Origin of the sequence: Microbacterium aurantiacum (assembly GCF_040532595.1) — a bacterium.
Classification (GTDB): Bacteria; Actinomycetota; Actinomycetes; order Actinomycetales; family Microbacteriaceae; genus Microbacterium; species Microbacterium chocolatum_B.
Map to the genome: position 1 here is coordinate 1,008,176 of NZ_JBEVYX010000001.1, position 12,830 is coordinate 1,021,005.

Genomic DNA, 12,830 nt, shown 5'->3' on the forward strand with positions numbered 1-12,830 from the left:
GCGGGAACCCTCAGGAGGCGGGGGCGAAGTTGTAGATCGACGGGATCGCCTGCTGCACCTGAGCCTCGACGGTCAGGACCTCGGGGTCGTACACCGCGATCTGGTCGATGCGGTACAGCGGCACGAACCAGGCGTTCTCGGTGACGTACTCGTTCACCGCCTGCGCGGCCGCCTCGCTGCCCTCGCCACCGGCCTGGACGATGTCGAGGAGCTCCTGCAGCTCCGGCGACGTGGTGCCGAAGGGGTTGAAGGTCGCGGTCGGGGCGATGATCTGGTTGATCGCCACCCATGCCTCACCCTGGAACAGGTTGAAGTTGAAGGCCTCGAACTTCGACTGCGTCGCGTCGGCGACGTAGTTCGGAGCCGCGACCGACTCCTGCACGACCGTGATCCCCACGTCGGCGAGCTGCTGCGACATCGCCGTGACCTGTGTGGCGAATCCGGAGATCACGGGCAGCGTGAGCTCGAAGCCGTCGGCGTAGCCGGCCTCGGCGAGCAGCTCGCGGGCGCGGTCGGGGTCGTAGGGGTAGTAGTCCTCGAGCTCCTCGAGGTAGGCACCGCTCTCCGGGCCGAAGACCTGGCTGGTGGCGGTCCCGTAGCCGAGCTGGAGCTGCTCGAGGAGGGTGTCGCGGTCGACGGCGTAGTTCATCGCCTGTCGGACGCGGGCGTCGGCCAGCGCCGGGTTCAGCGCTCCCTCCCGGTCGAAGATGGTCAGTCCCGTCCAGTCGACCTGGTAGTCGGGGATGATCTCGAGTCCGGTGTCCAGCGCCTGCTGCGCGGAGCGCGCATCGAGGGTGGTGTAGTCCACCTGCCCGGAGACCGCGGCGTTGACGCGTGCCGAGAGCTCGTCGAGGATGCGCAGCTCGACGCCGTCGAACTTCTGCAGCTCGGGGTTCCAGTAGTCCTCACGGGCGGTGAAGGTCGCCTGCGAATCACGGGTCGAGTTTGCCGCATCGAACTCGTAGGGACCGGTGCCGACCGGGGAGGTCTCCAGGGTCCCGGCCTCGATCGCCGCGGGGCTGGCCATGAGGCCTGCGGCCTGACTGAGGTAGTACTCCATGGCGGGATCGGGCTCGGCGAGGGTGATCTCGACGGTGTCCTCGTCGATCACCTCCGCAGATTCGAACTGCGTGAGCTGAACCGCCTGGCGGCCGTTCCCGGCCTTGAAGCTCTCGAGGTTCGTCTTCACCGCCTCGGCATCGAACGGCTCCCCGTCGGAGAAGGTGACGTCCGTGCGGAGATCGAGCGTGAGGACGGTGCGGGTGTCGTCGTACTCCCAGGTGGTGGCGAGCATCGGCGCGAGGGTGCCGTCCGGCTCGCGGAGGAGCAGGGTGTCGTACACGATCTGGTACGGAAGGAGCTGGTGACCCACGTGCGCCTGGGCGGGATCCCACGACGTGACGTCACCGATCTGACCGATGCGCAGGGTGCCGCCGGACGCGGACTCCCCCTCGGAGGGTGCGGGGGTGGATCCGGCGCTGCAGCCGGAGAGGAGGAGGGCTCCGACGGCCAGCAGGCCGACAGCGGTCTTCATCGACTTCATCGTTCTTACCTTCGTTGCGTCATTGGATGGCGAAGGTGCAATCGCCAAGCATCATGGAAACGGCGCCGGAACGAGTCGTCAACTGATTGCCAATTCTTGCCATACGCAGGACACATGTCGCACATGAGCGAAAGAGGTCTTTGGCGAGACTCAGCAAGCCGGTGGTGTTCTGGCGGCGTTCGTATCGTGTATGTTCTTGCCACATCTTGCCACCGACGGAGGATCCCATGGAACGCGTGACCGCGCAGGACGTCGCTCGCCGAGCCGGCGTCGCGGCGTCGACGGTCTCGCGCGCCCTCAACCAGCCGGGACGCATCAACGAGCAGACACGCGAGCGCATCCTCGCCGCGGCGCGCGAGCTCGGGTACGGGGCTCCCACCCGTCGCCCGGAGCGTCGCGGTCTCGTTGCGCTTCTCGTTCCGGACGTGACCAACCCCTTCTACTTCGACATCATCCGATCCACCCAGGAGCAGCTGCGGACCGCGGGATACATGCAGCTCCTCATCGACACGAGCGAGTCGGGGCGCACGGAAGCGGAGGTCCTCGAGCACCTGGAGGGTGTCGTCGACGGGGCGATCCTCTCCGCCACGCGTCTGGACTCCGACGCCCTGCGTGACGCGGCGACGCGCCTCCCGCTGGCGGTCATCAACCGCAGACACGAACAGATCCCGAGCGTGCTGATCGACATCCGCGTCGGGCTCATCCAGGCCATCGAGCACCTGCGCGCGCTGGGACACCGTCGGATCGCGTTCGTCTCCGGCCCCCCGGAGTCCTGGCAGAACCGGTGGCGGTGGAAGGAGTTCGAGGAGCAGGTCAGAGGCCAGGACCTCGAACCCGTCCTCGTCGGACCGTACCCGCCGAATCTGACCGGTGGGGCGGCGGCCGCGGATGCGCTGCTCGTGACCGGTGCCACGGCCTGCCTGACGTTCAACGATCTGCTCGCCATCGGCATCCTGCAGCGCCTGCGACGGAAGGGCGTGTCGGTACCGGACGATCTCAGCGTCGTCGGCTGCGACGACATCTTCGGGTCGGCCTTCTGCGACCCGCCGCTCACGACGATCGCGGGAGACATCCAACAAGCCGGGCGGATCGCCGCCACCCGCCTGCTCGGGGTCCTCAACCACACCGTCACCGAGGGCCTCGCGACCTCGCTCGTCCCCACCCACCTCCTGGTCCGCGAATCCACCGGCCCGGCCGCCTCCTGACCTCGCGGTCAGGGGACCGGCGCTACGGTCGGGGGATGGAGACCGCGCGGCACACCTTCCACCAGACGAGCGTCATCGCCGCGCTCCTGGACGGCGTCCTCGACGGCGACACGACGGTCGGCGCCCTCCGCGAGCGCGGCGACTTCGGGCTCGGCACCTTCGACGCCCTCGACGGCGAGATGGTCCTCCTCGACGGCACGTGCTTCCGGCTGCGTGAGGACGGCTCCGCGGAGGAGGCGACGGATGCCGCGCGCACGCCGTTCGCGGTGGTGACCCGTTTCGTCGCCCACCGGGAGCTCGAGGTCACCACGCCGACGACGCGGGCGGAGCTCACCGCGCGGCTCGATGGGACCCTCGGCTCCACGAACTACCTTTACGCGGTGCGCGTGGACGGGGTCTTCTCCCGCGTGCGCGTGCGAGCGGTCGCGGCGCAGCAGCGCCCCTATCCCCACCTGGACGAGGCCACCGCCCACGAGAGCATCGCCGAGTTCGCCGACGTCGAGGGCACCGTGGTGGGCTTCCGGACTCCGGCGTTCGAACACGGGGTCTCGGTCCCGGGGTACCACGCGCACTTCCTGCGCGCCGACCGGTCCGGCGGCGGGCACATCCAGGACTACGTCCTCGATCGCGGCCGGGTGGCGGTGTGCGTTGGGACCGACCTGCATCTCGAGCTCCCGCGGACCGCCGCGTTCGCCGGCGCCGACCTCGACCCCGACGACCTCGACACCCGCGTCACCGCCGCCGAATCCTGACCCACCCCCGTCGCCGAGACCGCCCCGCGCGCGGGGCGGGTCAGGCGCGGCGGGCGGCGACGGCGACGACATGACCGCCGCGGACGGCGGCGCCGCGCACCGAGCCGCGCTCGGCGATCGGCCGCACGAATCTCCAGGGGCGGAGACGGATGTCGGCGCCGCCGAACGCGCAGGCGAGACGCGCCGGCGGCGAGAAGACCCGCCACACGCCCACGGGCGGCTGCATGTCGACCACGAGCAATGCGCCGCCCGGACGGACGAGACCGGCAGCCCGCCTCCACGCTTCCTCGGCGCCGTCCCGCATGACGCTCAGCGCATACGTCGTCACGAGGGCGTCGGCGCGGTCGCGTCCGGTCCGCTCGACGATCGCGCCCCGGACCGCATCGACGTCGAGCTGCGCGGCATCCGCCTCCACCAGAACGACCCCGCACGGCAGGCCCGCCGCCCGGCGACGCGCCTGCGCGAGCATGTCGGCGCTCCGATCCACCCCGACGATGAGCCCCTCGGGCCCGACCGCCCGAGCGAGCAGGGGGAAGTTGAGCCCCGTCCCGCAGCCGAGGTCGACGACGACGTCGCCGGGCGCGAGGTCGAGCATCCCGACGCCGACCCGGCGCCCCGCGCCGTAGACGATCGTCTCGCCCGACAGCACGTCGTACCACCGCGCGCCGACACCGTATCGGCGGAACACCCTCGTCATCTGCGCCTCCCGATTCCGGGGCGGACCCGTCGGCCCGGCCCCGCGCTTAGTCTGAGGGCGTGACCGCACTCCTCCGCCGATCCGCCTCGGCTCGTCGTCCCGCCCGTGTCCTCACCGCCGCGCAGGCCGCCGGCGAGTGGGACGTCGTGGTCATCGGCGCCGGCAGCGCCGGTCTCGTCGCCTCGCGCACCGCGGCCTCCCTGGGTGCCCGGACGCTCCTCATCGAGGCGGACCGCTTCGGCGGCGAGTGCCTGTACACCGGATGCGTGCCCTCGAAGGCGCTGATCGCCGCGGCGCACGCCGCCCATGCGGCACGGACGGCGCACCGCTACGGCGTCGACGTCGCCGACGTGGCGGTCGACTTCGCGCGTGTCATGGCCTCCGTGCGCGCGGCGATCACGACCATCGAGCCGGTCGATTCTCCTGAGGCCCTCGTCGCCAAGGGCGTCTCGGTCCTGCGCGGCCGGGCGCGCCTCTCCGGCCCGCAGACGTTCGTCGTCGACGGCGTCGAGATCGCCTTCCGCGACGCCATCCTCGCGACCGGCAGCACCGCGGTCGTCCCCGACGTCCCCGGCGCCGATGCCGTCGACGTGCTCACGAACGACACCTTCTGGAACCTCGACGCCCTGCCGCGCACCCTTCTCGTCCAGGGCGGCGGCCCGATCGGCTGCGAGATCGCACAGGCGATGGCGCGGCTCGGCAGCGCGGTCGTCCTCGTCCACCGTGGCGACCGTCTTCTTCCGCGAGAGGATGCCGCGGCCGGCGACGCGATCCGCGCGGCGTTGTCGGCCGACGGGGTCGACGTCCGCCTGGGCACCTCGGTCGAGAGGATGACGGCATCCGACGATCCCGGGTCCGGCGAGGCGACGCTCACCGACGGGACGACCGTCCTCTTCGACAGAGTCCTCGCCGCCGCCGGGCGCCGCGCCCGCGTGGACGGCCTCGGCCTCGAGGCGGCGGGCGTCGCCCTCACGGATCACGGCGACATCGCGGTCGACGACACGCTCGCGACGTCCAACCCGCGCATCCGCGCCGTCGGCGACGTGACGCCGCTTCCCCGCTTCACCCACACGGCCGGCTACTTCGGCAGCGTCGCCGCGTCGAACGCGGCACTCGGCCTCTTCCGTCGCGCGGACGGCGCCGGTGTGCCCCGCGTGACCTTCACCGCACCGGAGGTCGGCGCGATCGGCGTCTCCCCCGACGATGCCCGCGCACGCGGGTGGACCGTCGTCACCCAGCCGCATCACGACCTCGATCGGGCGATCGCCGACGGCGAGCCCACCGGGAGCACGACCCTCGTCGCCGATCCGCGCGGGCGCCTCCGCGGCGCGCTCGTCATCGGACCGCGCGCCGGGGAGGTGCTGGGCGAGCTGACCACGGCGATCGGCGCGGGGCTCAGCATCCGCGACCTCGCCTCGACCATGCACGCCTACCCGACCTACGCCGACGGCGCGTGGAACGGCGCGGTGCAGTCCGCGCAGAAGGGTCTCGCGAGCGGGCCCGTGGCCTTCGGCATCCGGATGCTCCGCCGCTGGCACGGGCGCCGCCACGCGCTCCCTCACCGCAGCGACCGGTAGCCGACGACGATCCGCTGCGTGGCGCTGAGGGTGACGATCACCGCCCAGACGACCGCGATCTGCGGAGCCCAGAACGGCAGCACGAGCCACAGCGCGTGCACGGCGATCGTCTCGGTCGCCTCGGCGAGCCCGCCGAGGAACGACAGCGAGCGCCCGTCGTCGATCCGCCGGTCCGCGCGCTCGGCGATCGATGAGAACGCCAGGAACGCCGTGCCGTTGACGTAGTACGCGAACAGGACGAGCAGGAACGGCCACCACGGCGCATCGAACGCGGCATGGGCGCCGATCGCCACCCCCACCACCGTCGCGCCGTAGACGACGAAATCGGCCGCGATGTCGAGGAATCCGCCGGCGTACGAGCCGCCGCCGCCCCCTGCGACGGATGCCGCACGGCGACGCGCCAGCGTGCCGTCGAGTCCGTCCAGCACGCGCGAGACGAGCCACAGCACGACCGCGACGGCCCACCACTGCAGGGCGGCGGTCGCGGCGGACCCGAGCCCGAGGACGAGCCCGGCGACCGTGAGCCGGTCGGGCGTGATCCACGTCCGGTCGATGCGCGCGGTCACCGCGTCGAGCGGACCCGCGAGCAGCGGGCGCAGGCGGGTGTCAAGCACGGTCGTCTCCCGGGTCGGTGTCGAGCGGTTGTTCGGAGCCCGGGTGGGAATCGGATGCCGCGCCCGCGGTCGCGGATCGCCGCCGTCGGCCGATCACGACCGCGGCGAGCGCACCGAGGAGGATGAGAATGCCGAGCGCGCCGAGGGCGACCCAGAAGAGCGGGCCGGTCTCGACGCCGAACGCGCCGAGCGCGACGTAGGCGGCCGTGCCGGGGATGATGCCGATCGCCGTCGCCGCGGCGTACCGCGCGAAGGGCACACCCGTCAGCCCCGAGGCGTAGTTCAGCGCGGTGAAGGGCACGAGGGGAACGAGACGGAGCCCGAGGATCGCGGTGAAGCCCCGCCGGGTGAAGAGGTCGTCGACGGCGGCGGCACGGCGACCGATGAGTCGGGCCACGGCATCCCTCCCGAGGAGCCGGGCGAGGGCGAAGGCGATGCCCGCGCCGAGGAGCGCCCCGGCGTAGACGGCGACGACGGCGATGCCGAACCCCCAGACGACTCCCGCGGCGATGCTGAGGACGTTCTTCGGCAGCGGACTCAGGGTGAGCAGGCCGTAGACGACCGCGAAGACGACGGGTCCCGCCCACCCGAACTCGGCGAACGACGCCCGGATCCCGTCGACGTCCAGGGGCGGCAGGAGCAACCCAACCGAAACGGCCGCGGCGACGAACAGAACGAGGACGATCACCCGCACGCGCGTCGCGCGCGGGAGCCGAGAGCCGGTCGGGGCGACCATGTCCTGCCTTCTCTCGAGATCGATGGTTTCGCTCACACTATCCGCCGCGGATCCCTGGAAGGATCGCAGTCATGCCTCTCCCCCCTTCGACGGTCTCCCCGACCGCCACACCCGGACGCGCGCGCCGCGTCTTCGCCGCCGTCGCCGGCGTGACCGCATCCGCCTTCGCCCTCGCCGGGTGCGCCGCGCCCGCCGCGCCGACTCCGGAGCTCCCGGAGACATGGGATGCCGTCCTCGAAGAGGCCGACGGCCAGACCGTGCAGCTGTGGATGTACGGCGGCGACGACCAGGGGAACGCCTACATCGACGACGTCCTCGCACCGGCGGTCGCCGAGCACGGCGTGACGCTGGAGCGCGTCCCCGTGACCGACACCCGCGACGCACTGAACCGCGTCTTCACCGAGATCCAGGCCGGCCGCGACGACGGCACGGTCGACCTCATCTGGGTCAACGGCGACAACTTCCGCACCGGTCGCGAGGCGAACGCCTGGCTCTGCGACTGGACGTCCCTTCTTCCGAACATGGCGCTGACCGCTCCCGACGACCCGCTCCTGCTCAGCGACTTCGGCACGAGCGTCGACGGCTGCGAGGCGCCCTGGCACAAGGCGCAGTTCACCCTCGTCTACAACGAGGACGCGATCGCCGACCCGCCGCAGACGATGGCCGAGGTGCTGGAGTGGGCCGAGGCCAACCCCGGTCGCTTCACCTACCCCGCCCCGCCGGACTTCACCGGGTCGGTCTTCGTCCGCGAGGTGCTCGCGAGCGTCTCGGGCGGCGCCGACGAGGTGCCGCTGGAGTACTCCGAGGAGGCCTTCGACGAGCTGAGCCCCGCCCTGTACGAGCGGCTGGCCGACCTCGCGCCGTCCCTCTGGCGCGGCGGCGACACCTACCCCGCCAACGAGGCCGAGCTCGGTCAGCTGTTCGCCGACCGCCAGGTCGACATGATGATGACCTACGGTCCCGCGACCCTCACCGGCCTCGTCGCCGAGGGGACCTACCCGGAGGGGACCCGCGTGCTGACCCTCGAAGACGGCACCGTGGGCAACGCCAGCTTCCTCGGGCTCCCGGCGAACTCCGACGCCGTCGCCGGCGCGATGGTCGTCGCGAACGAGGCCCTCTCGGCGGAGCAGCAGGCCGCGAAGGCCCAGCCGGACGTGTGGGGCCAGTTCACGGTGCTCGACCTGGACCTGCTCGATGCCGAGGGACGCGCCCTGTTCGAGGCGCTGCCCGCCTCGCCCGTCGTCCCGCCGTACGAGGTCCTCTCCGAGAACGCCCACGCCGAGCTCGCCGCCGAGTGGGTCCCCGCCCTCGACGAGGGGTGGCGCACCGAAGTCCTCGGGCGGTGACGTTCGCCCCGCCGGCCCGACGGGCCGCGCAGTCGGCCCGTGAGCGGCGCACGGGAGCGCTCCTGGTGCTGCCGGCCGTCGCACTCACGGTCCTGGTGGTCGGCGGAGGGCTCGGAGCCACGGTCCTGCAGAGTCTCGGGCTCCTTCCGATCGTGGGCGCCCCCGCGTTCTCGTTCGACGCCTTCACCGCTGATCCGGATGCCGTGTGGGCCGCCGTCGGGGTGTCGCTGTGGGTGGCGACCGTCTCGACGCTGATCGCGGCGGTCGTCGGCACGGCGGCGGCGATGGTCATCGTCTCGGGACGCCTCGGCGGGCGACTCGTCGCCGCGCTCGGCGCCGCGACCGTGACCGTCCCGCACCTCATCGGCGCGGCGACGATCGGACTGCTGCTGGCGGATGCCGGAGTGCTCTCGCGTCTGCTCGGCATCCCTCCCGAGTCCTGGCCGGCGTTCGTCGGAGGTCCGCTGTGGGCGGCGGCGATCGCGGAGTTCGCATGGAAGGAGTCGGCGTTCATCGCGCTCGTGGTCACGGGGACCCTCGCCACCCGCGTCGCGCAGTACGACGAGAGCGCCGCCCTCCTCGGCGCCGGCCGTCGCCAGCGGTTCCTCCGCGTCTTCCTGCCGCTCACCGCCCCCGCCCTGCTGATCACCTCGGCGATCAGCTTCGTCTTCGCCCTCGCCTCGTACGAGGTGTCGTGGCTGCTCGGGCGCACCTACCCGGAGCCCCTTCCGGTTCTGGCCGTGCGCCTGTTCCAAGGCGTGTCGCTCGACTCCCGCCCCGAAGCCGCCGCCGTGGCCGTGATCACCGCGGCGATCGCCCTCGGCGTCGTCGCCCTCACCTTCGCCGCCCTCCGCAGGACGGCGGCCTGGCGATGACCGTCGCCGTGCCCCCGATCGCGGGCCGCACCTCCGCGCTCACCGTCTCCCGCGGCGGCGGACGGGTGGCGCGGGTGCTCGCGACCGCGGCCCTCGTCGGCTGGTTCGCACTCCCCTTCCTGCCCCTCGTGCTGTGGGCGGGCGCCGACGCGTGGTCCTTCCCCTCCCCGGTGCCGACGGCGTGGGGCGCGCGCGGCGTCGACGGCGCCCTCGGCTTCGGCGCCGCCCCGGCGATGGCGACCTCGCTCGTGCTCTCGCTCGCCGTGGCCGCCATCGCGACGCCGCTCGGCGCCCTGGCCGCCCGGGCCCTGACCCTCGGTGTCGTGCCCTTCCCGCGCACCGTCGCCGTCATCCTGCTCTCCCCGGTGGCCCTCCCGCCGATCGCCGCCGTACTCGGCGTCAACGTCGTCCTCCTCCGCTCCTACGTCCCTCCGGTCCTCGGCACCGTCCTCGTGCTCGTCGTCCTCGCCCTCCCGTACACCGCGTTCGTCATGCGGACCGCGTACGGTGCCTACGACATCCGCTACGAGGAGAACGCGCGCCTGCTCGGGGCGGGGCGCGCGCAGACCTTCCTGTGCGTGCAGCTGCCGCTCCTGGCCCCGGCACTCGCCCGCGCGGCGTTCCTCGCGTTCCTCGTCGCGTGGAGCGACTACCTCGTCACCGTCATCGTCGGCGGCGGCGCGCTGGTGACGCTCCCCGTCGTGGTGGCCGGGGCCGCGTCCGCCGTCGGCAACGACGCCGCCGTGGCGGTGATGTCGCTCGCCGCGATCCTTCCGCCCCTCGCTCTGCTCGTCGCCACACTGTGGCTCGGTCGCCGGCCCGCCCGGCGGTCAGGAGGTTCGACATGACCGCATCCCTCGCCGTCGACGGCATCGGGAAGACCTTCGGCGGAGCCCCGGCGCTGCACGACCTCTCGCTGCGTGTCGAGCAGGGTTCCTGCACCGCGATCCTCGGGCCGAGCGGCTCGGGCAAGAGCACCATCCTGCGGGTGATCGCGGGCCTCGAGGATCCCGACACCGGGCGCGTGGTCATCGACGGTCGCGATGTGGCAGGCGTTCCCGCCGAGCGTCGGGGCGTGGGGCTGGTGTTCCAGAAGGCGCTCCTCTTCCCCCACCTCGACGTCCGCGACAACGTCGCCTTCTCCGCCCGGGTGGCCGGCGTCCCGCGCCGGGCGGCGCGGGAACGAGCCGAGCATTACCTGGGCCTGGTGCATCTCGCCGGGTTCGGCGGGCGCCGGGTCGGCGAGCTCTCCGGCGGCCAGGAGCAGCGCGTCGCCATCGCGCGGGCGCTCGCCGCCGAACCGGCCGTCCTGCTCCTCGACGAGCCGTTCAGCGCGCTCGACGGCGCACTCCGCGCCGACATGCACGCCCTCATCGACGATCTCCGCGCGGATGTCGGACCGACCATCGTCCTGGTCACGCACGACCGCGAGGAGGCGTCCCGTGTGGCCGATCGCATCGCCGTCGTGGAGCACGGGCGGCTCCTCCACGAGGGCACCGTCGCCGAGGCCTATCGCGCGCCGTCCTCGCTCCGGGTCGCCGAACTCATGGGCGGTCGGAACGCGTTCGCCGGCACCGTTGCCGCGGGGATCCACCGCAGCGCCCTGGGCACCCTCCCCCTGCCCGGCGACGCGGCGGACGGGCCCGCGACGCTGCTCGTCCGCCAGGAGGACGTCGGCCTCGGGGTCCCCGGCGACGGCTCCGCGTCGCTCACCGGCGTGGTGACGGAGACCTCGGTCGCCGGCGCGCGCACCGCCGTGGCCGTGCGGGTGGGCGACGCGGCGCTCGTGCACGCCGAGCTCGCCGGCAGCGCGGGGCTCCGCATCGGGGATCGCGTCGCGGTCACCCTGCCGCCAGGCGCGATCCACCTCGTCCGCGGCTGAGGCGCCGCGGTCTGCAGGTCAGGACGCGCGACCCCGGGTCTCGCGGACGGCGGTCAGCCCCGAGGGACGCGCCACGACCGCGGGCGACGCACCCGAGCCGACGAGCGGCAGGAGGCGCCGCAGCTCGACGTTCTCCTGCGGGTCGAGCACGCTGTGCTGCACGCACGCGGGGACGAGACGGCCGTCCTCGGGATGCGACATCGCGTACATGCACGATCCCAGACGCTCCTGGGTCTCCTTGAGCACCGGGTCGTCCGACTCGATGCCCTTCTCCATGAGCTCCCACGCGGGGGCCACCTGCGCGGCGTCCATGAAGTTGTGCACGACGAAGGTCTTGAACGACAGCTTCTTCCGGCGCGCGGCGCGCAGCATCCGCCGGAGGCCCCCCGCGCGCCGCACGACACGACGGGCGAGACCGATCAGCGGCGGGATGTCGCCGGGGTGGGCGAGGACCGCGCGGACGACCTTCACCGCGAGGATGCCGCGCGGCACGTCGCCGAAGATCATCCCGCCGTGGTGTGCGAGGAAGCGGTCGCGGGCGGCGATGTCGGCGGGCTCATCGGGGTCGAGGAGGGGCGCGAACATGCCGTCGACCCGCATCCCGACGGTGGAGCGGTTGCAGCGCGGGTCGCCGAACTGCGTCGCCTGCCAGGGGAGCTTGTGCCCTGCGCCCTTCTCGATGCGCTCCCACACCGCGTCGATCGTGACCTCGCCGAAGTCCTCGCGCCAGCGCCGGTCGTCGCCGATGAAGGCCGCGGGCTGGAACGACATCATGTCGTAGGGCATCTCCAGGACGTCCCGCGTCACCTGCTCGACCTCGGCGACGTTGGACGGAGTGACGGTCATGTTGTGCGCGAGGTAGCGGTTCACTCCGTGGTCGCGCTTCAGATCGATGAACATCTGCGCGAACTTCTCGCGGAACGGGTTGAGCTCGGCCTCGCTCCGCGGGCGCACCGCTCCCCGGCGACCGCGCATGAGCGAGTCGAAGTGCGCGGCGAAGGACACCTTGTCGAAGCGGGGCTTGCCGTCGGGACCGAGCACGACGTCGAGGAGGTAGTCGTAGTCGAAGTCGCCGTGGGTCATCGACATCGGCTCGCGTCCGGCGGCGCGCATCGCGAGGAGCGCGGCGGCGTGGTCCTCGGCGGGGAGGAGGCTCACCTCTCCCCCGATGAGCTGCGCGTGGGCGCGCGGGCCGCGCTGCCGGCGGAGGTAGCGCATCTGCGATTCGACCTGGTCGACCGTGTGCTCGCCGTCGATGCGGACCTTGTTGGCGTCGGCGGAGTGGTAGCAGGGCGAACACGTCAGGTTGCACTTCGGGAAGACGCCGTGCGTTCCCTCGCAGCCCACGGCACAGCGGCCGAGGAGCTGGTTGTCGGTGCGGGCGTGCGGCGGGAGGTCGGCCCAGCGTTTGTCCAGCGCCGCGCGTGTATCCGGGTGGATGGGTCGCGTCGACAGTTCGAAATCGCGCCAGATCCGTCCGACGTCCATGTCCACCTCTTCGTTGTCGTTGTCGTTGTCCGCGGCGTCGTGCGCCTCGGTGTTGTTCGGAGTGCCCCGCGTATCGGTTTCCGTTCCCCCTGTCACCGAGACCGCATCAGAGGGG

At 72.4% G+C, this 12,830-nt stretch carries 12 protein-coding genes; 7 read left to right on the top strand and 5 right to left on the bottom strand.

Going from position 1 to position 12,830, the window contains the following annotated elements:
• Positions 1-10: 10 nt before the first annotated feature.
• On the bottom strand, positions 11-1,534 hold the full coding sequence (locus tag ABXJ56_RS04820; protein ID WP_353998584.1) for an ABC transporter substrate-binding protein: 1,524 nt from the start codon (positions 1,532-1,534) through the stop codon (positions 11-13).
• A gap of 236 nt (positions 1,535-1,770) precedes the next feature.
• Between ABXJ56_RS04820 and ABXJ56_RS04825 the strand changes: the two genes are divergently transcribed.
• The gene (locus ABXJ56_RS04825) at positions 1,771-2,748 is read left to right on the top strand and encodes a LacI family DNA-binding transcriptional regulator (protein WP_353998585.1); all 978 of its coding nucleotides are present in this window, start codon (positions 1,771-1,773) and stop codon (positions 2,746-2,748) included.
• A 35-nt stretch (positions 2,749-2,783) separates the two neighbouring features.
• Entirely contained in the window at positions 2,784-3,500 is a 717-nt protein-coding gene (budA, locus tag ABXJ56_RS04830; RefSeq protein ID WP_353998586.1) for an acetolactate decarboxylase, read from the top strand.
• Between the two features lie 40 nt (positions 3,501-3,540).
• Here budA and ABXJ56_RS04835 read toward each other — a convergent pair whose 3' ends face one another.
• Positions 3,541-4,197 (bottom strand): class I SAM-dependent methyltransferase, encoded by a 657-nt coding sequence (locus ABXJ56_RS04835; RefSeq protein WP_353998587.1) that lies wholly within the window; start codon positions 4,195-4,197, stop codon positions 3,541-3,543.
• 59 nt (positions 4,198-4,256) lie between these two features.
• On the opposite strand from ABXJ56_RS04835, the gene ABXJ56_RS04840 reads away from it, so the two are divergent.
• The gene (locus tag ABXJ56_RS04840) at positions 4,257-5,774 is read left to right on the top strand and encodes a dihydrolipoyl dehydrogenase family protein (RefSeq protein WP_353998588.1); all 1,518 of its coding nucleotides are present in this window, start codon (positions 4,257-4,259) and stop codon (positions 5,772-5,774) included.
• On the opposite strand, the gene ABXJ56_RS04845 is transcribed toward ABXJ56_RS04840, so the two are convergent.
• Together ABXJ56_RS04845 and ABXJ56_RS04850 are read right to left on the bottom strand one after the other, a co-directional pair.
• Entirely contained in the window at positions 5,756-6,388 is a 633-nt protein-coding gene (locus ABXJ56_RS04845; RefSeq protein ID WP_353998589.1) for a CDP-alcohol phosphatidyltransferase family protein, read from the bottom strand. The genes ABXJ56_RS04840 and ABXJ56_RS04845 overlap by 19 nt on opposite strands.
• Positions 6,381-7,124 (bottom strand): TVP38/TMEM64 family protein, encoded by a 744-nt coding sequence (locus tag ABXJ56_RS04850; protein WP_353998590.1) that lies wholly within the window; start codon positions 7,122-7,124, stop codon positions 6,381-6,383. Before ABXJ56_RS04850 ends, ABXJ56_RS04845 begins: the two co-directional genes overlap by 8 nt.
• A gap of 71 nt (positions 7,125-7,195) precedes the next feature.
• Between ABXJ56_RS04850 and ABXJ56_RS04855 the strand changes: the two genes are divergently transcribed.
• The 4 genes from ABXJ56_RS04855 to ABXJ56_RS04870 are packed head-to-tail and all read left to right on the top strand — an operon-like array spanning position 7,196 to position 11,227.
• A complete protein-coding gene (locus tag ABXJ56_RS04855) occupies positions 7,196-8,470 on the top strand; it encodes an ABC transporter substrate-binding protein (RefSeq protein ID WP_353998591.1) in 1,275 nt (424 codons plus the stop codon).
• Positions 8,467-9,345 carry an ABC transporter permease subunit gene (locus ABXJ56_RS04860; RefSeq protein ID WP_353998592.1) on the top strand — a complete coding sequence of 293 codons (879 nt, stop codon included), beginning with the start codon at positions 8,467-8,469 and terminating at the stop codon, positions 9,343-9,345. The genes ABXJ56_RS04855 and ABXJ56_RS04860 overlap by 4 nt, the downstream gene beginning before the upstream one ends.
• Positions 9,342-10,193 carry an ABC transporter permease gene (locus ABXJ56_RS04865; protein WP_353998593.1) on the top strand — a complete coding sequence of 284 codons (852 nt, stop codon included), beginning with the start codon at positions 9,342-9,344 and terminating at the stop codon, positions 10,191-10,193. Before ABXJ56_RS04860 ends, ABXJ56_RS04865 begins: the two co-directional genes overlap by 4 nt.
• Positions 10,190-11,227: an ABC transporter ATP-binding protein gene (locus tag ABXJ56_RS04870; protein WP_353998594.1), complete on the top strand. Its 1,038-nt coding sequence runs from the start codon at positions 10,190-10,192 to the stop codon at positions 11,225-11,227. Before ABXJ56_RS04865 ends, ABXJ56_RS04870 begins: the two co-directional genes overlap by 4 nt.
• Positions 11,228-11,245: 18 nt before the next feature.
• On the opposite strand, the gene ABXJ56_RS04875 is transcribed toward ABXJ56_RS04870, so the two are convergent.
• Positions 11,246-12,811 (bottom strand): hypothetical protein, encoded by a 1,566-nt coding sequence (locus tag ABXJ56_RS04875; protein ID WP_353998595.1) that lies wholly within the window; start codon positions 12,809-12,811, stop codon positions 11,246-11,248.
• Between the last annotated feature and the right edge of the window lie 19 nt (positions 12,812-12,830).

Excerpts from the sequence above, each read along its gene's own strand:
- ABXJ56_RS04820 (WP_353998584.1), bottom strand. The coding sequence starts at position 1,534 with ATGAAGACCGCTGTCGGCCTGCTGGCCGTCGGAGCCCTCCTCCTCTCC.
- ABXJ56_RS04825 (WP_353998585.1), top strand. The coding sequence starts at position 1,771 with ATGGAACGCGTGACCGCGCAGGACGTCGCTCGCCGAGCCGGCGTCGCG.
- budA (WP_353998586.1), top strand. The coding sequence starts at position 2,784 with ATGGAGACCGCGCGGCACACCTTCCACCAGACGAGCGTCATCGCCGCG.
- ABXJ56_RS04835 (WP_353998587.1), bottom strand. The coding sequence starts at position 4,197 with ATGACGAGGGTGTTCCGCCGATACGGTGTCGGCGCGCGGTGGTACGAC.
- ABXJ56_RS04850 (WP_353998590.1), bottom strand. The coding sequence starts at position 7,124 with ATGGTCGCCCCGACCGGCTCTCGGCTCCCGCGCGCGACGCGCGTGCGG.
- ABXJ56_RS04855 (WP_353998591.1), top strand. The coding sequence starts at position 7,196 with ATGCCTCTCCCCCCTTCGACGGTCTCCCCGACCGCCACACCCGGACGC.
- ABXJ56_RS04865 (WP_353998593.1), top strand. The coding sequence starts at position 9,342 with ATGACCGTCGCCGTGCCCCCGATCGCGGGCCGCACCTCCGCGCTCACC.
- ABXJ56_RS04870 (WP_353998594.1), top strand. The coding sequence starts at position 10,190 with ATGACCGCATCCCTCGCCGTCGACGGCATCGGGAAGACCTTCGGCGGA.